Origin of the sequence: Adhaeretor mobilis (genome assembly GCF_007741515.1) — a bacterium.
Taxonomy (GTDB): domain Bacteria; phylum Planctomycetota; class Planctomycetia; order Pirellulales; family Lacipirellulaceae; genus Adhaeretor; species Adhaeretor mobilis.
Genome location: NZ_CP036263.1, coordinates 2,184,876 through 2,204,790, shown reverse-complemented (window position 1 = coordinate 2,204,790; position 19,915 = coordinate 2,184,876). Strand labels below are relative to the sequence as shown.

Sequence of the window (19,915 nt, the reverse complement as noted above, 5' to 3'; positions counted from 1 at the left end):
CTCAGTCGATTACCTTGAGAGCTTACGCACCTCGACTCGAAATTGTGAATCTCTCTATCATCATTCCAACGCTCAACGAATCGGCGACTATCGCTTCGGCGATGGAGCGCGCGTGGGCCCTCTCGCCGCATGAGGTCATTGTCGTTGATGGCGGTAGCGAAGATGAGACTGAGCAACTCGCTCGCCAAGGCACAGCAACGGTAGTACGCTCCGCTCGTGGTCGCGGCCCGCAGCAGAACGTCGGCGCTGCGATCGCCACAGGTGACGTGCTACTCTTCCTACATGCAGATACTTGGCTAGAACCCGATGGAGCCAATCAACTGAATGCAAGACTCGCAAATACGGACACACAGTTCGGCGCGTTTCACCATTGGATCCAAGCGAACGGGCTTCGTTATCGGATGCTCGAATGGGGAAACGCCTTCCGAGCCAAGACTCTACGCACGCCCTACGGCGATCAAGGCTTATTCTTTCGCCGCAGCTTTTTTGAGTCAATCGGCGGCTTCCCAAGTATTCCGTTAATGGAGGACCTGCGTCTCATGCGGAGCCTCCGCAGGACCGAACATTGCCCAGCGATCTTGCCCGGTCCGCTGCATGTGAGTGCACGTCGTTGGCTTCAACGGGGCGTCTTGCGACAAACGCTCAGCAATTGGTCGCTTGCGTTTTCCGACCGCCGGGGTACCACACCGGATGTGCTTAGCGATCGCTATAATGCCAGCCTAAATAGCTGTTCGACTAAGCCGAAGGCAGCTATGACGAAGCCCGCAATTTAGATACTAACGCTCCAAACTAGAACTCCATGCTATCACTCCTTATCGCTAGCCGTGAAGTCCGACCTTGGCCTGATGGCATTGATAGCACGGTGACCCTCGCATTCTTGGCAATCGCTTTTGGCGTCCCTGCGATCGGGTACTTCTTCCTCGTTCTCGACTTTCGTCGATACCTGCGTTCATTGCGCAGGGCTCTAGTGATCGCGAACAATATTACCTTAAAAATCCCCTACTGGGCGCTACGTGATCGCCCAAGCTGCCTCACCGCGCTCGGTTTGGCCAAAGACTGCAGTGAGGCAGACGTGCTGGAAGCCTACCGCGAAAAAGTGAAGACTCAGCATCCAGATCGGGGCGGCAATCTGAAAAACTTCCTGCAACTGCAGCAGAATTTCGAGCTAGCACTGCAAGTCGCCCGTCAAACGAATAGCGATGATGCTCCGCAAGAGTGAATGCTCTTTGCGCCCTCGCCACGCTTCGGTACCATCCGCGACCACTCGCCAGCGATTTCTCGATCACTGAGCGTCGTGGAGACTATCAATCTCAACATCTTGTCGGCCCGTTTTACCTGCTTACAGGGTGTCTGAAGAGTTCAAGAGAAGTAATCAAGGGGAACAAGGCATGACTGTAACACTGGCTAGATTAGCGGAGATCGTCGGCGGGCGACTCGTGGGCGATGGAAGTCTGGTGGTAACCAACGTTCGCCGACTCGATTTAGCCGGGCCGACAGAAGTGACCTTCGCAGCGGACAAAAATCGCCAGAACGAGCTCACGGCGTCTCAAGCAGGTGCTGCCATTGTGTCTGCGGACATCGAGTGTGGCGAAAAACCGTCCATTCTTGTCGACGATGTGAACGAAGCGTTCACGAAAGCAGTACTTCATTTCCGTCCCAAGAGGATCAGCCCGCAACAGGGCGTCAGCGACTTGGCAATCGTCGGTGAGCGGGTCACTCTCGGCAAGAACGTCGAAATCCACCCCGGCGCCACCATCGGCAACGATGTTGTGCTCGGGGATGACGTGACCATTCATTCGGGCGTACAGATACTCCCTGGGTGCAAGATCGGGACGCAAACCGTGCTCTTCCCCAACGTGGTGCTCTACGAGGACACGCAAATCGGGGCACGCTGCGTCCTGCATGGCGGTGCGGTCATTGGCGCGTATGGCTTTGGCTACCAGGAAGTCGGCGGGAGGCACAAAATCTCCGAGCAGCTTGGCAATGTAGAGATCGGTGACGACGTCGAAATCGGCGCCTCCTCGACCATCGATCGCGGCACGTTCGGCCCGACTCTCGTTGGTGAAGGCACCAAGATCGACAACTTAGTGATGATCGCCCATAACTGTCAAATCGGGCGGCACAACCTCATCTGCTCGCAGGTGGGTGTGGCTGGCAGCACGATCACTGGTGACTACGTAGTTATGGCAGGACAAGCCGGTATTCGCGATCACGTGAACGTTGGTCAGCGAGCTGTCATAGGTTCTATGAGCGGCGTGACGCACGACGTGCCCGATGGTGAAATCATGCTGGGAGCTCCGGCAACACCTGTTCGTGAGCAGCGAGTCAAGATGGCGGCTCTCGCTAAGCTGCCTGAAATGCGTCGCCAGTTCCGCTCACTTCAAAAACAAGTCATCGCACTCCAGCAATTGCAGAATGCCCACCAGCAGCCCGCTCCCGGAGAGCAAGCAGCCTAGAGATTGCATCATTTCTCACCATTGACCAAAAAGTCATGAAGCTTTCGACACGAACCCAATCGAATGACCGCCTCCCCCCGCTTGGTCTGCTGGCCGGCTGGGGAAGGTTGCCGATGAAAGTTGCCGAAGCCGCCAAGGCGGAAGGACGACTGATCATCGGACTGGGCGTTCACGATCACGCCGATCCGGCACTTGTGGAGATGTGCGACGAATTCCAGTGGATCGGCATCGGCAGCGTGGGACGCGCAATTCGAGTCTTCAGGCGACACGGCGTGAAGCAAGCGGTCATGGCGGGAAAGATCCATAAAGCTCAATTTTTTCGCCCCGGCTGGTGGTGGCGGCATCGTCCTGACCTGAAATGTCTGGCAGCTTTCTCCGGGCAGTTGCTCTCTGGAACTAAAGATCGGAAGGACGATACCGTGTTGCTAACCTTAGTGGAAGCCTTTGCCGGAGCGGGAATCAAATTCGAAGCCCCCACGTACTTCGCGCCAGAACTACTTGTCCAAAGTGGACTGATCGTCGGCAAAGCTCCCTCGCAGCGCCAACGTCGCGATCTGGAATTTGGCTGGCAATTGGCCAAGTCGATGGGTGGGTTGGATGTGGGACAGACCGTTTGCGTAAAGAATCAAGCAGTGCTTGCCGTGGAAGCGATCGAAGGCACTGACGAATGCATCCAGCGGGCCGGTGATCTGTGCAGACACTCAGGGTTTACCGTCGTGAAAGTCGCCAAGCCGGGGCAAGACATGCGTTTCGACGTGCCCACGGTCGGTACGCAAACGCTCGAATCCATCGCCAAAGCAGGCGGCAACCTGTTAGCACTGCAAAGCGAGCAAACCATCCTACTGGACGCCGCTGAATTTCAACGCAACGCCAAGCGACTCAACATTACGGTAGTCGCCATGGGCGAGGCAGCTGCTCAAACAAAAACGGCTGCCTAAACCGCGATGGTTTCGCGTTGCGCCCAATAGCTATGCCCAAGTGGCTACACTATGATTAAGCGATTCCTACCATGATAGGAGCTTGGTCCCGTGGCGACACCTCTTTCTCTTCAGAGATTTCTCTTGGCCGGTCAGTGCGCGGCTTCTGTCTTGCTCACGATCCTCTGCGTTCTTCCCATCCTGAGTCGCAGCGCTTTCGCTCTGGAAGCTGTGGATGAAACGACGAAGCTCTCGAATGGTTTCTCCCAACCAGGCATCTACATGGGCCGGCAGATTGCCCCTCCCATGTCCTACAGCGGCGCCGATTGGCTCACTCGGCGTAGTCGAGCGCAAGAAGAACGCCCTGGTGAGTTGTACGACTTCCTCAAACTAAAAGCGGGGCAGCACGTTTGTGACTTTGGCTGCGGAAACGGCTACCACGCCTTTGAGATGTCCAAGCGAGTCGGCCCGCGCGGCAAAGTCTACGCGGTCGACATCCAGTCCGAGATGCTTGATAAGCTCAAGCGTCGCACTGAGTCCCGCGGTATTAAGAATATTCATCCCATACTCGCCAAGCCAAAAGAGCCACGCCTGCCGGTCGCAGCGCTCGACCTTATTCTTATGGTTGATGTCTACCACGAGCTCTCCGACCCGCCGACGGTTCTGGCCCAGGTGAAGAAGTCGCTCAAAGCCGATGGTCGACTGGTTTTGGTCGAATTTCGTGAAGAAGACAGAGATGTGCCGATCCGACCACTGCACAAAATGAGTAAGTCTCAAGTTCACCGTGAGCTGACTTCCCAGGCCTTCGTACTGTCTGAGCAGTACGACCAGCTTCCTTGGCAGCACGTGCTAGTTTTCGGGAAAAAAGCGGACAAGAAGCGCCCAGCGGTGAAACTGGCTCCTTGGGCAGCCAACGCAGAGGAAGATAAAACAAAGGGTTGAACGTGGAGCAAACCATGATTGAATCAGTGGCTGAAACGCTGGAGCCCTCATGCCCCCTACCTCGGATAAGAAAAAACCAGGGAATTAAGCGCAAACCATTACCCTCAAACATGTTACGTCGCACCCCGGTAAATATCGCAATATCCGCAGCAACGATTTGATCGAAACTGTTTTCCCAAATTCATTATCGTTTTTATGACAAAGGTTTGAGCATCTTCTCAAAAGCGATTAGGATGAAGGGACGGAACAGATTGGCTGGTCGCTGGTACAGATGCATCAGCGACCAAAATTCTAATTCGTTTTACCGCAGGAAATAACAAGGCTGGACCGCTAGTGATATGACAAGATCTGCCGTTCTTAGGGGCAAAAAAGTTGAGTAGATTCCTACATGAGGGGTCGGCGCTACTTCACTACTGAGAACGATAGCAGGCAAAACAGAGGGATCAGGTTCTTACTGAGCCTGTGTGGGAACTGAGATATGACAACTACTGCTCCTTTGATTGTTGACTCTTTCGCGAGCTTGCCTCCGGAAGATTCCGATAGTCTTCTGATTGGCGATGACCCAAATGTAGGTCGCATTGCCACGCATGCACAACGAGCCGCTCAAGTCGAATGCACGGTACTGATTACCGGCGAGACTGGTACGGGCAAGGAAGTTTGGGCGCGCATGCTTCACCGCCTAGGCCCACGCCGCGATCAGGCGTTTGTGCCCGTCAACTGTGCCGCTCTAACGCCTACTCTGGCGGAAAGCCAACTCTTCGGTCACGAAAAAGGTGCCTTTACGGGTGCCACGGGCGCTAGTTTGGGCGTATTTCGTACGGCCGAGCGGGGGATCGTATTCCTCGACGAAGTCGGTGACATGCCGCTGGAGCTGCAAGCCAAGTTATTGCGAGTCCTCCAAGAAGGTGAAGTGACTCCCGTCGGCTCGTCCACGCCTATTAGTATCGACGTGCAGGTCATTGCGGCCACAAATCGCAACCTCGAAGAGGAAGTCGCCAATGGACGATTCCGCGAAGATCTTTATTATCGCTTGAATTTGGTCGAGCTGAAAATGCCGCCCTTGAGAAAGCGACAAGGAGACATCCCGCGCTTCGTCGAGTACTTTTCGCGCAAGTTTGCCGCTCGTTACGAACGCCCCGTGTGGAAGCCTTCCCCAGACACACTCCGCGATTTTTGCGAGTATAGCTGGCCCGGCAACGTCCGCCAGTTAGGCTTCGTGCTCGAGCAGAGCTATGTCCTTGAGTGTGAGCCAATGCTACCAGGGCAGCAACGACCTAGCGGTGAAAGTGTCGATCTGCCCTTCACCGACTTAGCCAAACTACGTGAAGCAGCCGTGGATCAGGCTCTACGGGCTACTCAGGGCCACAAAGGGCGTGCCGCTAAGCTACTGGGGATTCATCCCAATACGATGACGCGACTCCTCCAGCAACTGGATGCGGATCAGAGTTCTTCTGACTGCTAGTTCACTGTTGAAGTTTCGTTGTTGAGGCGTGAGGTAACGCTGATGCCTCGCATACCGTCGCGGTGCATGCACGGCAATCAGCTGACTCGATTTACCATCTCTGATAGCGCTGTAACGGAATTGCTAGCCCGGCTCGGGCCGAGGATTCTAGTAGGATCTTTTGGTGCCCGCGCTGCTCTGCTTCGCGCCCTATTTTCTTCTGGACGCAATTCTCAGTTGATCGCTTCTCGTTTTCCTCTCTGCACGCACAACTAGCAGAGCGGTCTATACATTCACACACACGGCACAGTCGGCGTATGCGTATTGAAAGCATTGTGTTGGTGGTACGTTCGCTTTTCTTGTGCTGACAGCATCTCATCTAGCCAAATCTTTGGGCGACCAACGCAGCGCCATTGTGCCAACGCAACTTGCCTTTCACAGGAACAGTGATCATTCACCATGTTTGTGAATTCGCGATTTAGCTCTGCACATCAAGCATCTACACAAAGACACAACTTTCCACCTCACAAGAATGGTGAAAGTACTTTGTGGAGCACCTGTCCTCCGCGGAAAAAATAAACTCCTGTTTTCCAGGGTGTTCTTCTCAATAGCGTGTCTTTCTCGATTCTTGGCACGCCAATCGCTTATAGGTTCTGTCGAACTTCGTGCGCACATGCGGAGTTCGGCCGCGTCGCCGACTCAATGTCTTTTCTTATGAGCTTGGCGAAGTGGTCACACTCAGATACTCGCACGGTTGTCTTAACACAAAGACAAGTGCGGACCTATCAGCAACTACAAGGAGAGAAGAATGAGCCACATCCAAGAATACGAGATGGACAACATGGACTACGGCAGCGATCGCTTTGCTCGCCGCAAGCCTGCTAGCGGATCCAAGGAAAAACGTCCCAGCCTTGGTCGCCGTCGCGGTAAGTCGCCAACCTCGATCAACGGGATTCATCGCCGTCGCAAGCGCAAGCTGTCCTGGTAATCAGGCGGTTGGTGCTACTTGCTGTCACGTGGATTTCCATGTGACAAAGCGTATGGAGCAAATGCGAGCTGATCGAGGGATATCGAGGGATATCGATGAAGCAGCGCGCAGTGATATAGAGACACAGGACATCGCGAGTTTGCTACGAGCTTGAACGTTACGGGGAGACCCTGGCTTTCCAGCAGGTAGGAAGCATGTCCTGTCATCGGTGAATCGCTATCGCACTAGAGGGCAGATTACGAATGTACCTACTACCTATTACTCAGGCGCTACTTCGGCGTCCGTGGCACTGAGCTATTGCTCGGAGTGAGACACCTTGATGAACACTGTTGATAGCCCAGCGCTCGGCGCTCTGCGTACAGCACGTATACTCCCCCCTAAGGCTTCACGTCTAAGGGCACATGGGGTTTTCCAGTGCCTCGTCCTCACCAAATCGGGTCAGCGAGAACGCTTTATGCGCGCAGCTGCCGAAGCACAAGCTTGGGACGCCATTATTTGCTGCGACACCGGCCAGTTTCTCCGGTGCGCATTCCGTCGTAGAGTCCCGCTGATCATCGTTGATTTACCGGATGACGATTCCGCGTCGCATGAGCTACGACGGGCTGCCGAATCGGCCGTTTGCTCTCAAGACAGCCTGTTGGTTGTCTGTGGCAAGAGTTCCCGCCCTGACGACGAGCTCTGGGCACGCAGGTTGGGAGTCTGGTCGTTTCTTCAGGAGGCGGATTCTCGAGAAGGGTTTGAGTTCATTCTTGAGCAGGCTCGCGAGGCACTGACACGCAAGGAATCGTGCGAAGAGTATTCCCGCTCGCTGGCACCAACAACGGGTAATCCTTAGCCCTCTAAAAGCAATCATGATCAAGAAACCCTATGACGAACCCGCTCATTTTGAGAATGACTCCGTCCATGCCAGTCGCAAGGTCAGACGTTCAGTCAGAAAAAGATTATTGGCAAAACTAACCAGATCGAGCCGACGCAAAGGCTCTACCGCAAACGGACTACATCAACGATGCAACAAGAAACACGGATGGTAGAAACCCACAGAACCAGGGCCAGAAGCGACAGCGGCTTGTTGGAAAGGAGATTTGTTCTCAATCCAAGACCAACTTAACTATCCGCGTCATGCGGCCTCAACGAGTACCGATCAACCCATGAGACAGACAGGTACCCGATTGCATACAAGTGCTACGCACGCCAGCTACTGACGTTGCAAGTACTAGAGACAAAAGTAGATACTCATTTAATTTTTCACTTAGATTTTTTCTTAAAAGGACAAGCACAATGAACATTACCTCCCGGGTAAGTACGAAAGCCTGCCGGTCGTTCCGCAGCCTAACTTTGTTTGCGGTCGCAGCCATGGTTTTCGCACTTCCTTCCAGCTCGCAGGCAGCCATCCTTACGATCAATGCTACCGGCGTCGATGTGCAGATTGACGGCGTGGGCGAGCGAATCTTTGATACTGCTCAGCCCATGTTTACGATCGCAGGTCCAGGAAATGGGGCTATTGCAGACAATGCAACAACAGCGACCTTCTCCGAAGAGAATGTCGATCTCATGGAGTGGATGAAAGCTGATGGCATTGAAGTCGATTGGCTCGTTGAAGATGGAATTACTGTTCCCGCAGTCGGCTTGACGGACATCCTACCACCAGTGACTGGCACCAATGAAATCCACTTCTTCGTGGGTGGAACCGATTTGAGAGTTCGGATTGATGACCTCCAAGCCTTCCGAGGCCCGTCCGTTCCTGGACTGCCCGGTGTCTTATTCTTGACGGGATCGGGGACCGTAACCTCGCAGTCTCTTCCAATGGGGAAGCAGTTCGGCGGTCAAGTAAGTATTGCTTACACCTCGACAGATGCGATGTTCGGAACGGACGCTGCGTTCGGAGAAACCGGCGTGCTAACCATCTCGGGTGATTCGGTCGTTCCGGAACCAACGAGCTTAGCCCTTGCAGGTTTGAGCCTACTCGGACTGGGATTGGCACGACGACGTCATAACAGCTAGTTGAGACGTAAGAGTGAGAGGCATTTCAAACGCGGAGCAATCACCCGATTGCTCCGCGTTTTTTCTTACGTGCAGCCTGAAAAGATGACATTCCAGGAACCCTAGCACAGCGGTGCGCCACGGTGGGTCTTCGCCTACAGAAGTGAGTTCGCGTTAACTGTCCAGCAACCGCTGCACCGCTGCACCAATGTCGGTCTCGCGCATCAGCGATTCGCCAACCAGCATGGCATCCACTCCAGCCGCTTCTAGCTGCAGTACATGCTCACGTGTGTGAATGCCACTTTCGGCAACCAGCAGACATTCCTCGGGTAGCAGTTCCTTCTGCCGAAGTGTGTGTGCGATGTCTACCTTGAAGGTTCGCAAATCGCGATTGTTCACACCGATAAGCGTGGCCCCTGCATCGAGTACTCGCTGGCGATTCGCCGGCTCGTAGTATTCCACCAACGGCGTCATGCCAAGATCGATTGCTTCGTTGTGCAGTTTGCGGAGATTGCAATCGTCTAGGCATTCCGCGATGAGTAGTACTGCGTCTGCACCGGCGATTCGTGCTTCCAGCAATTGGCGGCTATCGATCAGAAAGTCTTTGCGCAATACGGGAATGTCCACCACGTTGCGAACCGTTGTTAAGTATTCCAGCTTTCCCTGAAAGAATGGCTCGTCCGTAAGCACGCTAATGCACGACGCGCCGTGCTGCTGGTAAGTTTTGGCAATGGTCGCCGGATCGAAGTCCTCGCGGATGATCCCTGCTGAAGGACTCGCCTTTTTCACCTCAGCAATAAGCGAAACTCCCGAGGAATCTGCTAAGGCGGCAAAGAAGTCTCGCACCGGTGGAGCCTCAGCCGCCTGGCATTGGAGCTCTTCTACCGTTACCTGGGCGAACTTCTCCGCCACTTCTTTGCGTTTTTCAGCTACGATTTTGTCGAGAATAGTTTCGCTCATGGCCCTAATTTATCGCAAGTCGTGCTTCTCCGCGAGTCACTCGGCATCTGCATACTCTCAGCAGCCAGCTATACTAGAGAATAGGTCCCCCGAGCCGACAGGCACTAGCCGTCGGCTCGCAGTGGAAGTGCAAGTTCCGCCGCAATGTCATTCCGAAAGGAGTCGAACGACTGAGGAATCCAGTCAACGTAGGGTTCAAGCCGGTTTTCTCGGTCGCTGTCGCTCGGTCGAAATGACGTAGAATTGACTTTGCAGCTTTCCTTGAGACAACTTGGATACCTACTCTTGTAGTTCACGACGATATGACCTTCTACACTATTCCCTCAATGAAGCCGCTCAGTTTAACGCTCCTCGTGTGCGCTCTGCTGGTGCACCTCACTTCCGGAGCAATGGTCAGTGCCATCGAGCGTGTGGAAACCCGCGGCAATGTCCACGAGCAAATACTCTCAGGACGGGTACTTGTGGAAGCCGCCGATGGCGGACTTCTCTTAGAATCGCCCAATCAAGAGTTGCACTTGATCGAGCCCACGGAAATCGCCAAGCGCAGCCAGGACAAAACCCCTTACAAACGACTTGATGGAGATGAGCTGGCCGAGGAGTTGCTGGCCGAGCTTCCACTTGGCTTTCAGGTACATCAGTCGAAGAACTACACCATCGCCTTCAATACCACGCGAAGCTATGCCAAGTGGTGTAGCTCGTTGCTCGAACGGCTCAATAAGGGATTTCTCGGATACTGGGGAAAGCTTGATGCGGATATTACCCCACCCGCCGATCCGTTGGTCGTCATCATCTTCAGCGATCAGCAGTCCTACGCACGCTACGCCGCCAAGGAACTCGGTCCCGCTGTTGGCTCGGTCATCGGTTACTACAGCATCACCAGCAATCGCGTGCTGATGTACGACCTCACCGGCAATCAGGCGATTGCTCGCGAGCGAAATAGCCGCGGCTCGATGCATCAAATCACAGCGGCTCTCTCCTCACCTGCCGCCGCGCCGCAAGTTGCAACCATTATCCACGAAGCAACGCATCAAATCGCCTACAACTGCGGGTTGCAAACACGCTTGGCTGACAATCCCCGTTGGCTGAGCGAAGGGATTGCCCTGTACTGTGAAACACCCGACCTGAGCTCCCGCGGCTGGAGAGGCATCGGCAAGGTAAACGGACCGCGTTGGAATCAGTTCCGCGCGGACTATCAAAGCGGCAAAACCCTCTCGCTGGAGCGCATGCTCACCGACGACAAGCTCCTGGCCGATCCGCAAACGGCCGCCACCGCCTACGCACAGGCCTGGGCCTGGAACTACTATCTCATCCGGCACCATCGGAAGCAATTTGTAGCGTATCTAGAGCAACTTGCCTCCAAAGGCCAACTCGTGTGGGACACCCCGGAGCAGCGGCTCGCGGACTTTCGAAAACACTTTGGCGAGGATGAAGAGTCCCTGACCGCCGACTTCTACCGCCAGATGTCTCGCATCAAGTAGCCTCGTGGCAATGGCCGACCAAGAATCGACATTTCCTGCCAGCCACAGGGACTAGAAATCGCCCCGCCAGACTGCTTACAATACGCGTCTGCCGGCTCCCTTAGCTCAATTGGCAGAGCAATTGACTCTTAATCAATAGGTTGTAGGTTCGATTCCTACAGGGAGCACTTCTTAAGTCCCTTGCAGTAAAGGCTTTGCAGCCGGGTCTCCATCTGAACCCAATCCGTACTCTGCGTTAAAGTCACCTTAATGGTCACCTTAGCACCTCAACGGCCTACTCGTCTGGACTCGCTCGCCTCTATTGATCCATTCGACGCCCAGCATTGCATCTGATTGTATAGCCACGATGCGGCCACCTCGATGGTACTGAACAAGTCAGACTTTCTGATCAACTTGGAGCGTTTTGATGGCACACCCCTGGGACGAAAGATGGCTGCAAGGAAATCGACTTGGTAGTGGCGGTCAAGGAGTCACGTATTTAGTGACGGATAAACACGACCCTTCTAGCCAGGGGGTATTGAAGTACCTACGAAATAACAAGAGCGTATCATCAAGAGCTAGGATGAAACGAGAGGTTGCAAGCCTCCAATTGCTTGCTGCTTTGAAAGCCCGAGTGCCTAATGTGCTGGACCACAACACGGAGTACTCTGCCGATCCGTCGGTGGAGCTCTACTTAGTGATGAAGCATATCCCCGGGGATACTCTTGAAGAGTTTCGAGGAGGACGCACTAGACTTCCCGTAGACCACGCTATTAACTTTGCGTTGAATTTATGTGAAACGATAAAGATCGCCCACAAAGAGGGTGTGCTACACCGCGACATTAAGCCCAACAATATTATTGTCAGCAATGCAGAATCCTCAAGCCTCTTCATCGTTGACTACGGCTTATCGTTCAATGCTGACGACGAAGACGTGACGGTCACATTAGAAACTTTCAAGAACAAGTTTCTCGACCTACCGGAAACGAACACTCCGGGCGGCGACCTCAGAGACGCACGAAGTGATGTAACTGCGGCCTGTGCAATTTTCTACTACTTGCTAACCGGACACAAAGTAGGTCAATTGCAGGACTCCTCTGGAAGGCTTGCGCATCTTCGCCATGGCTTCACCGTCAAAGAATCGGTGCCAGACGATGCACGTCAAACGCAAATCGAGCTTATTCTAAGCCGAGGACTATCCCCTTCGATAATGAGTCGTTTTCAAAACATCGAAGAATTCTCGAACCGACTCTCGACTCTACTTGATCAATCTTCTGAGAGCTATGTTCAAGATCCGATAGCCCTAGCAGCCGAACTCTCGAATCAGTTTCGCGCGCAAGATAGAAAAACTCAAATCATGGAGTTCAAGCCTGCCGCTACACAGCTCCTTAAGGGACTTACTGCAAGGATCGACCAGATCGGCAAACAGTTAGGGCGTTTCAACTCATCGATGAAAGCAGGGGGCCAGAATGGGCCAAAGCTAGACGGCAGCCTTGACTATGTCGCAGGACCTTTCAATGCACATGTAAGGGTTGACCACCATCAACTGCACCAAGGAAGAGTTTACATGATAGCCTCGCGGGATGAACAATCTGTAGTTCTCGGGTGTGACATTGAACCCGGCTCCAACAAAGGAGAAACCACTCTACATGAGTGGCAGGAGATTGCTTGGTACGAAGGTGATCCGACGGACATCCTAGACACTCTAGTAGCTGAATACAAGCAATGGTTGTCACATAAGTTGACGGCCATCGCAAGCGAGGTGCTTTAGTCATGGCCAGCCCAAATAGGTTAGTCGATCGCCTGATTTAATCGTTCTGAGAGTGGCACATTAAATTCCATGTCTTCCAAAGTCGCCCTAGGCTCTGTTACTTGAGCCCACAAGTCGCGAGCAACATCTTCACCCCCTCAAGCCCACATAGAACTTCATGGGGGTCTCTATAGATGAGTGCCTCATCCATTCCCGAAGTGTTGCCGGCTGGACCTTAGCAGCCCAGCGAGTTCCGTAGGCTCTCCTTAGATCGTGAGCTGAGGCAGGCCCGCCAATTCGAGTCTTGATGCGTTAGGACTAACACCTAGTGCAGAATAGAAACCTCCGGCAAGACTATTGGCAGGAAGGGTGGAACGATATTGCCTTGAATATCAACAAACTCTATGGCAGCAGCATCCGCAAAGAATCGCTTAGTTACAATCTTGGGCAACTTGTCAGGGCAGAAAGAAACCAAGTGCTTTCGAAGCCTACAACTGGATATTACCGTTTCAGAGACCCAATGCTGAGGGCATATATACGGATGATGCTCGACCTGGAGAATTATCGCGACCACTCTGGTCAAATGCACCTTCCGTTCATGACTATCGAAGCCCCTGAGCATTGCCCGGCAAGCTTCCTTGCAAACAAAATTTAATTACCTGTTGATCTTTGCTTTTCTGACACGATGTCGGTGCTTATCTCTGTTATTCGTTTCAACTCTTCTCCTATCACATCGCTTCGCAACCCGACGTAGAATTTCATTGTGGTCTCGATTGAAGCATGCCTCATTATTTCTCTTAGAGTCGCGGGCTGCACTTTCGCGGCCCAGCGAGTACCAAAGGCACGCCTCATATCGTGAGCCGAAGCAAACTTTCCCTGCTCCTTGTTGACCACGACACGAGCTTCCTTACCGATCCTGGTGATCGTCTTACTTATCATATCGAGCCTCTTCTGTTGCTCAGCAACCACAAAGACTTTTCTCATCCTTCGTTCTGAGGGCGTGAGCAGTAGCCACTCAGCGAAATCTGGAGTGATCGGAAGTTGCCGATCCTGAAAACCTTTCTCGGCCTCGGCTTCAATTCGCAAGCACGGATATTTGCCGGTGAAGTCTACTGAGATTGGAGCGTCCGAGTGACCAGCAAGCTTTGCGTTCACGGGCCATCCGGCCATCTCTACAATGTTTGGGGTAGATGTCGACAAATTCGACGACTCGGCGACAGGCTTGGCGTATCACTGTCAGAACTAAGCATTAGTAAGTTGCTTGCGCCTTCGCAGCGTAGCAAGACCAGCGACCACTGAGGGCACACGGAGCTTGGCTCCGGGACTGCGGTGAGTGAAGAAGTTGCCGACGTATCCGTGCCGTAGTTGAGTTCCCAATCCGGAATGCCAAGTGGGTTATTGCGTTGGAGGATCAAGAAGACTGTGCCGTCTACGTCGCCATCGCCATCGGCATCACCGGTTGCCGCATCTGCTGCAATTGCGTCGTACGCGTCTTGTACTTCTGACGCACTGAGGGCCGAGTCATAGATTTTGAAGATTGCAACCTCGCCAGAAAAGGCGAAATCCGTGCCGGCTGTTTCGGTTAGTGGACCACCTGTGGCAATATCATTTCCGGGGTCCCGATCCGATTCGCCACGTTGACCTAGCCCCCAAGCAGTTCCTCCTGCCCGTTCATTCAAATCTCCAGTTGTGACACCGCTAGAAACAAACTCACCATTTACAAAGAGTTGAAGCGCCTCGGTCGTGCCTTTCCAAGTGCCGACCACTTGCGTCCGCTCAGCTTCGGCAAGCGTCGTTGAAAGTGTTGGGCCATCAACGTTATTAATCCTGCTGTAGAATGAAAGCACATCGTATTCCAGCAGAAGTAGGAGCCATTGCCACTGCCACCGAGCTTGAGAACAACTTGGTCGCCACCGCTAAGGCTATCCGGTCTGAACCAGACTTCGAAGTGTGCGTCAAACCCACCTTGGAAAGCTGGCAGATCTGAATTGGATCCCTCCGAGAAGGAGAGAAAGCAACAGGAAAGCACTGAGGCGGTCGCGTAGGCCGCGCCCGTCGCCTACTACTCCGCAGCTACGCTGCTAGGGAGTTGGGGGCGGACCTACCAGCAAAGGCATCCCCTAAAACTAATGTGCGAATCTTCTATGAAGCTGGGTGTGTCAATGGCCTTGGATGATTGGTTCCAAACAAGCAAAAAGGTCGCCTCGCTGAGTGCGAGGCGACCTAGTGGGGTTGCAATAAGTTGTCGGACTGCGCCTTAGCTTTTACGTCTTCCGTTTGCGCAAAGGCCCAGACCCAAAAAAGCTAACAATGCTGTGGAGGGCTCAGGAATATTTCCCGCCTCTACATCTAGTTGAATAATGTCGATGCGCGGAAAGAGGTTGGTCGCCCCTAGGAATTCCATTCCGAAATAGACGGTCTTGCCAATGTCTGCTGCTGTGGACGTATAGAGGTTAGCCGTCGAGCGACTGGTCCATTGGGGGTCGTTGGCGCGATCGATGGAGTAACTGTCGAGGCTTCCCGGGAGAATGGTCATGTCGCCTTCAACCGTATCACCATCAACAGCCACGGCAGATTCGAATAGAAAGGCCGTCATGGCGGGAAGCGGAGTTGTCGCCCACGAGGCTGGACCACCACCAGCGCCAAAGTCGTAGCTCAGGCTAAATACTTCGCCGGCCGAGGTGATAGTGTAAGCAGTGTCGTTGATCTGCACACGCTCGTTGAAAGGTAGACCACCTCGTGAAACAGGTGACGTGTCATTGCTGCCGCCCATCTGGCTTGAGTTCGTAAAGTTTGTCCCTTCGTTCGCGCCAGTATTGTTCGCATGGAACCAGTTAGCGGTCTCATCAAAGGTTTGAGCACCCGCAGGGACATCGCCACCTGCGCTAAAGTTACCGTTGCCGACAGCACCGCCAATAATGGTTGCCGCCTGAGCATGTGTGCTGAGTGACAGCACAAGGCTAAGTGCAAGAGTCGTTATTCCGATTTTCATTAGAACTCACCTCCCAAAAAAAGAAAAAATTAGTCATCCAGACAAGAGAGTCTTCCCAGTTGATTTCTTGTTAAAGTCTCTTTGTTATACCCGCTGCGGTCCTGCCGCTGCCCCAGGGCAGGACCGCTGCTCTACGTAGTCGTGTTAGCCTCGGCATCTCTGGCGGGTTGTGAGCCCAGTTGTTGCCGTGAGTGCTAGCAAAAGGAGACTGCTTGGCTCGGGTACAGCGCTGACTGATGCCAGTGCGGGGACTGTACCGTAATTATCTTGAAAAGCGGTTAGCCCAGCTGCCGAGCCGTCGGTGCGTTGGAACTCAAGAAAGTCGGCTCCGTCTACGTCGCCATCGTCGTCGAGGTCACCAGGCGTACCAGTCATTCCGCCAACAGTGAGGTTGATTACATCAATGCGAGGAAAGAGTAGGTTTGTGCTTATCGGGTCTTGAAATTCCATCCCAAAGTAGACAGTCGAACCGATATCGCCGGCTGTTGAGGTATAGAAGGCGGGAGCCGAGCGGGTTGTCCACTGAGGATCCCCGTTAGCGCGGCCGATGTCGTAATTGTCTCCACCAATTTCAGTGATATCGTTGACGGTCGTGTCGCCATCCACAGCTGCTGTGGATGTGAATAGGAAAATCCTCATCACTTCATCACCGGTCCAATTTGAGGGGCCTCCACCGGCACCAAAATCGTAACTCACATTAAATACTTCGTCTGCTCCGCCGATCGTGTAAGGAGTATCATTGATCTGGAATCGACCCTGGAAGGGCATGCCAGCCCTAGAATTCGCCTGCGAACTGCCACCCGTCTGACTGTCGTTGGTAAAGTTGATAGTCTCGTTGGGACCCGTATTGTTTGCATGAAACCAGTTCGTGGTATTCTCAAAGGAGATTGGCCCCGTGACGGCGTCGGGGTCGCTCGGGCTCTCACTGGCTTCGAAGTCCCCGTTTCCGATCGAGCCGCCAATGATCGTGGTCTGGGCCTCTGCAGAGATGGGCAGAAGGAGAAAGAATGCCGCTACTGCGGGGATGCTGCTAGTGATGAACTTCATTGGACCTCAGCTCCTGTGACTAGTGGGTTAGTATCTAAAGAGAGTTATCGAATAGAGAATCTTCTACGTCTTGCCGCCGAAAACCTCCTGGAATCCAGGTGCGAACTGAAGGGGGAAACCCTGGGAATAGTTTTTTTGATGAGTGAAACTTGGCACCGGAAAGTACCCGTTTCAGGCACGCTCGATAAATCCTGCAGTGCACGAAACCGGATACCGCTACCAGTCACCAGTATACCGGTCGTTACTTCTGTTGTCAACGATTTAGACCGCTTATTTTAGCCAGTTTTAGGTCCGCTCTTACTCCCATGAGGGCAACAATCGCACTCAATAGAATCGCTAGTCCGGCAGGTTCCGGCACTGAGCTTGCCGTCGTGGAGGCGTGATCTCCGTAGTTGGCCTGAAAAGCTGCTAAGCCGTTGGCAGAACCGTCCTCGCGCTGGAACTTCAGAAAGTCGGCGCCGTCGACATCCCCATCGTTGTCGAAGTCACCCGAGAGAGCGGCCAAGGTGGATACCGACAACATGCCGGTTCCCGTGATCAGGGCTGTTTCGTTGTTGGCACCCGAACCGATTGCCCCCCAGGTACCGACTGCCTGAGATGTGCCGTCAATGAAGAGGGAGTCAATCGTATCGATGTCGGTAAAATCCAGATTGAAATTCGCGCCGGTTGTCAGGTACACGTCCGAAGCATCTGTCAAGTAAGCATTGGTGATGCTTAGCGTGCCGGCCTCGACTCGAGTGTCACCCTCGTAGGAGTTGTCCGCAGTCAGAACAGCTGTGCTGTTGCCGCTCTTTGTGAGGCTGCGGTGCTCGAAGTATTCGCCTACCTCGCCATTGATCGTGAGCGTGGTGTCGCCATCGCCGGTGATTGTAAGGTCGTGATACATAATCACGTCGAGATCAATGTCGTAAGAGAATTTGCCACTTCCGATGCTGTTCGCTTCGATAGCGATCTGTGGGCCCACTTGGTCGAGGTCTTTCGTAAACAGCAGCTTGTTTCCTTGGATCGTTGCAGAGCGGTCGGCGGCATTGTTGAAGTCCTTGCTAAGAATGATCTTATTGAGCATGAATTCCATTCCCGTCTGGCGAAGCAGGTCGTTATTTGAAGTGTAGTTGACATCAGCCGTGGGGAATTCCAGGATCGCACCTGCAAATGCATCCGTGGCTAGGAGGAACTCTTCGTTGGTCGTACCTGCCTCATACCAATTGTTGTCGCCAACATAGTAGTCGTCCTTCTTGCCATTCGCCGGGCCTTGAACATAGGTCAGCGGCCCACCCGACCAATCAGGATTTGTCGTAGCGCCGGGTCGCCAGACGAAATGGTCAAAGAGATTGATCGGCTGCGACTCGACACTGTTGGAGAGGATCGCGTAGCGCGGTTTGTCAAAGAAGGCTTCATGCTTGGTAAGCTCTCGCTTCAGTTCAGCGACCAAGGCAGCATGGGCTGAGCTACCGATGACATCGTTCGATTCACCAACATCGGTGGAGACGTTGTAGAGCTCGTAATGGGTGGGCGAGGAGTCGTCGTTTCTTCGATTCACAAGTTTCCAATCTCCCTTGATCACTGCAAAATTGCCTCGCCAGCGGTGGACAAGTACGTCGTGGGGATTGGAAGTATCCGTGCCATTGATGAACGGCAAAAGACTGATTCCGTCGATCTTGTCCTCGTCGGGCGCAAACTGTCCTCCTGCCAACGAAAAGGCGGTAGGTAGCACGTCAATTCCATGCACTGGTTTATCGTAAACAGTATTTGCTTTGGAGGGATCGATGCCCGCACCAGCGATGATCATTGGCACCCGAATGCCACCCTCAAGTGGGGAGCCTTTCCAACGGTTCAACGCCCCGTTATCTGTACCTTTTGGGTTCCTGTTAATCCCGCCATTATCATTGAGAAATACAACCATCGTGTTGTCGGCAATGCTGTCGCTCGTATTTCCATCGCCGTCGGGGTCTTCCAGAGCTTCCATCATGCGGCCGATCTCTTGGTCCATCGTATACATCATGCCTGCGACTCGTTTGCGTGTGTCACTCAGGTTCTTGTCTGCGATCGCTGCTAGGAAAACAGGGTTGCTTTCTGCCGGTGACGCTTCGTCCCAAGGCTCATGAGGAGCGGTAAACGATTGATACAGGAAGAATGGGTTCGAGTCGTCGTGATGGTTCTTGATGAAGTTGACACCGTAGTCACCGAACGTGTTGGTGATGTACTCACCCGAGTGAACGCCTTCGACGACCGTGTCGGTAACATTGCCCTGAGGATCAACGACGGTCTCGCGTAAGTAGCGTGTCTGCAGTCCGCTCGTCGGATTGTTGATCTGATTGAGGTTGTAGCTTCCCACGGTGTAATCCCGAGACCCGTGCCAGTGGCCATAGAATTCATCGACCCCCTGGTTTTCAGGACGGTTGCCCAGCACTTGGCCATCGCTGGAGTTCGCGTGCTGCCCGAGGTGCCACTTGCCGACTGCGCCGGTTGTGTAGCCTTGGCTCTTCATCCGGTCCCAGATCGTTTCCGTTTCCACAGGGACGCCTTCGAATCCTGTTTGTGCGATGCTGGGGTCGTCGACGGGAAGGAAGAGATTATTGCCAACGCTTTCATTGCCGATTCGCTGCTGGTAGCCACCGGTGACCAGCGCTGCGCGCGTTGGCTGGCAGTTGGCAGCAACATAGGCCCTGGAGAAGGTAACACCACGGTTGGCCAATGCGTCGAGATTCGGCGTCGGAACCACCGAACTCGATCCGCTCAAACCATTCATGAAACCAAAGTCGGCATAGCCAGCATCGTCAGAGATAATGACGATGACGTTCGGCGCTTGCTGAGCATGCGCATCGACAGCCACCGAACCTTGAATCAAAAAAATTGCAGGGCAGGCGGCCAGGATACGTAAAATTCTATTCATAGCTCTGCCGATACTTGTCCTAGGAGTTTGCGCGGGGGCAGCCGGAGTTGGATTGCCGTTGAGTTCCTGGGCTCGCCGGGCAGCGCGAGCAA

The 19,915-nt window shown here is 53.7% G+C and carries 17 protein-coding genes and 1 tRNA gene; 12 read left to right on the top strand and 6 right to left on the bottom strand.

Translation table 11 applies throughout. The features are described from left to right. Positions 1–44: 44 nt before the first annotated feature. From HG15A2_RS08605 to HG15A2_RS23880, 9 genes are all read left to right on the top strand, one after another. Entirely contained in the window at positions 45–773 is a 729-nt protein-coding gene (locus HG15A2_RS08605) for a TIGR04283 family arsenosugar biosynthesis glycosyltransferase (RefSeq protein WP_246117914.1), read from the top strand. A 26-nt stretch (positions 774–799) separates the two neighbouring features. After that, the gene (locus HG15A2_RS08600; RefSeq protein ID WP_145059696.1) at positions 800–1,219 is read left to right on the top strand and encodes a J domain-containing protein; all 420 of its coding nucleotides are present in this window, start codon (positions 800–802) and stop codon (positions 1,217–1,219) included. A gap of 169 nt (positions 1,220–1,388) precedes the next feature. Continuing rightward, positions 1,389–2,456: a UDP-3-O-(3-hydroxymyristoyl)glucosamine N-acyltransferase gene (lpxD, locus tag HG15A2_RS08595; protein ID WP_145059695.1), complete on the top strand. Its 1,068-nt coding sequence runs from the start codon at positions 1,389–1,391 to the stop codon at positions 2,454–2,456. 35 nt (positions 2,457–2,491) lie between these two features. After that, positions 2,492–3,394, top strand: a complete 903-nt coding sequence (locus tag HG15A2_RS08590; protein ID WP_145059694.1) for an LpxI family protein — start codon at positions 2,492–2,494, stop codon at positions 3,392–3,394. Between the two features lie 90 nt (positions 3,395–3,484). Next, the gene (locus HG15A2_RS08585) at positions 3,485–4,315 is read left to right on the top strand and encodes a class I SAM-dependent methyltransferase (protein WP_145059693.1); all 831 of its coding nucleotides are present in this window, start codon (positions 3,485–3,487) and stop codon (positions 4,313–4,315) included. 478 nt (positions 4,316–4,793) lie between these two features. Continuing rightward, positions 4,794–5,777 (top strand): sigma-54 interaction domain-containing protein, encoded by a 984-nt coding sequence (locus HG15A2_RS08580; RefSeq protein ID WP_145059692.1) that lies wholly within the window; start codon positions 4,794–4,796, stop codon positions 5,775–5,777. A gap of 787 nt (positions 5,778–6,564) precedes the next feature. Continuing rightward, entirely contained in the window at positions 6,565–6,744 is a 180-nt protein-coding gene (locus tag HG15A2_RS08575; RefSeq protein ID WP_145059690.1) for a hypothetical protein, read from the top strand. A 454-nt stretch (positions 6,745–7,198) separates the two neighbouring features. Continuing rightward, positions 7,199–7,579: a hypothetical protein gene (locus HG15A2_RS08570; RefSeq protein ID WP_145059689.1), complete on the top strand. Its 381-nt coding sequence runs from the start codon at positions 7,199–7,201 to the stop codon at positions 7,577–7,579. Between the two features lie 443 nt (positions 7,580–8,022). After that, positions 8,023–8,745, top strand: a complete 723-nt coding sequence (locus HG15A2_RS23880; RefSeq protein WP_218932421.1) for a PEP-CTERM sorting domain-containing protein — start codon at positions 8,023–8,025, stop codon at positions 8,743–8,745. Positions 8,746–8,898: 153 nt separating this feature from the next. Here the strand turns inward: HG15A2_RS23880 and trpC are convergent, their stop codons facing one another. After that, a complete protein-coding gene (gene trpC / locus HG15A2_RS08560; protein ID WP_145059688.1) occupies positions 8,899–9,684 on the bottom strand; it encodes an indole-3-glycerol phosphate synthase TrpC in 786 nt (261 codons plus the stop codon). Between the two features lie 326 nt (positions 9,685–10,010). Between trpC and HG15A2_RS08555 the strand changes: the two genes are divergently transcribed. From HG15A2_RS08555 to HG15A2_RS08545, 3 genes are all read left to right on the top strand, one after another. Further along, positions 10,011–11,162 (top strand): DUF1570 domain-containing protein, encoded by a 1,152-nt coding sequence (locus tag HG15A2_RS08555; protein ID WP_218932420.1) that lies wholly within the window; start codon positions 10,011–10,013, stop codon positions 11,160–11,162. A gap of 94 nt (positions 11,163–11,256) precedes the next feature. Next, positions 11,257–11,329: transfer RNA gene (locus HG15A2_RS08550), tRNA-Lys, on the top strand. Positions 11,330–11,568: 239 nt separating this feature from the next. Beyond that, a complete protein-coding gene (locus HG15A2_RS08545) occupies positions 11,569–12,912 on the top strand; it encodes a serine/threonine protein kinase (protein WP_246117955.1) in 1,344 nt (447 codons plus the stop codon). 630 nt (positions 12,913–13,542) lie between these two features. Here HG15A2_RS08545 and HG15A2_RS08540 read toward each other — a convergent pair. From HG15A2_RS08540 to HG15A2_RS08520, 5 genes are all read right to left on the bottom strand, one after another. Then, a complete protein-coding gene (locus HG15A2_RS08540; RefSeq protein ID WP_145059684.1) occupies positions 13,543–14,061 on the bottom strand; it encodes a site-specific integrase in 519 nt (172 codons plus the stop codon). Between the two features lie 2 nt (positions 14,062–14,063). Further along, complete coding sequence (locus HG15A2_RS08535; protein WP_145059683.1) at positions 14,064–14,738, bottom strand: LamG domain-containing protein; 675 nt, start codon at positions 14,736–14,738, stop codon at positions 14,064–14,066. Between the two features lie 410 nt (positions 14,739–15,148). After that, positions 15,149–15,883 (bottom strand): PEP-CTERM sorting domain-containing protein, encoded by a 735-nt coding sequence (locus HG15A2_RS08530; protein WP_145059682.1) that lies wholly within the window; start codon positions 15,881–15,883, stop codon positions 15,149–15,151. Between the two features lie 144 nt (positions 15,884–16,027). Next, a complete protein-coding gene (locus HG15A2_RS08525) occupies positions 16,028–16,930 on the bottom strand; it encodes a PEP-CTERM sorting domain-containing protein (RefSeq protein ID WP_145059681.1) in 903 nt (300 codons plus the stop codon). A gap of 253 nt (positions 16,931–17,183) precedes the next feature. Continuing rightward, a complete protein-coding gene (locus HG15A2_RS08520) occupies positions 17,184–19,823 on the bottom strand; it encodes a sulfatase-like hydrolase/transferase (RefSeq protein WP_145059679.1) in 2,640 nt (879 codons plus the stop codon). Positions 19,824–19,915 lie beyond the last annotated feature (92 nt).

Coding starts and splice junctions, on each gene's coding strand:
- HG15A2_RS08600 (WP_145059696.1), top strand. CDS start 800: ATGCTATCACTCCTTATCGCTAGCCGTGAAGTCCGACCTTGGCCTGAT.
- lpxD (WP_145059695.1), top strand. CDS start 1,389: ATGACTGTAACACTGGCTAGATTAGCGGAGATCGTCGGCGGGCGACTC.
- HG15A2_RS08590 (WP_145059694.1), top strand. CDS start 2,492: ATGAAGCTTTCGACACGAACCCAATCGAATGACCGCCTCCCCCCGCTT.
- HG15A2_RS08580 (WP_145059692.1), top strand. CDS start 4,794: ATGACAACTACTGCTCCTTTGATTGTTGACTCTTTCGCGAGCTTGCCT.
- HG15A2_RS08575 (WP_145059690.1), top strand. CDS start 6,565: ATGAGCCACATCCAAGAATACGAGATGGACAACATGGACTACGGCAGC.
- HG15A2_RS08570 (WP_145059689.1), top strand. CDS start 7,199: ATGCGCGCAGCTGCCGAAGCACAAGCTTGGGACGCCATTATTTGCTGC.
- HG15A2_RS23880 (WP_218932421.1), top strand. CDS start 8,023: ATGAACATTACCTCCCGGGTAAGTACGAAAGCCTGCCGGTCGTTCCGC.
- trpC (WP_145059688.1), bottom strand. CDS start 9,684: ATGAGCGAAACTATTCTCGACAAAATCGTAGCTGAAAAACGCAAAGAA.
- HG15A2_RS08555 (WP_218932420.1), top strand. CDS start 10,011: ATGAAGCCGCTCAGTTTAACGCTCCTCGTGTGCGCTCTGCTGGTGCAC.
- HG15A2_RS08545 (WP_246117955.1), top strand. CDS start 11,569: ATGGCACACCCCTGGGACGAAAGATGGCTGCAAGGAAATCGACTTGGT.
- HG15A2_RS08540 (WP_145059684.1), bottom strand. CDS start 14,061: ATGGCCGGATGGCCCGTGAACGCAAAGCTTGCTGGTCACTCGGACGCT.
- HG15A2_RS08530 (WP_145059682.1), bottom strand. CDS start 15,883: ATGAAAATCGGAATAACGACTCTTGCACTTAGCCTTGTGCTGTCACTC.
- HG15A2_RS08525 (WP_145059681.1), bottom strand. CDS start 16,930: ATGAAGTTCATCACTAGCAGCATCCCCGCAGTAGCGGCATTCTTTCTC.
- HG15A2_RS08520 (WP_145059679.1), bottom strand. CDS start 19,823: ATGAATAGAATTTTACGTATCCTGGCCGCCTGCCCTGCAATTTTTTTG.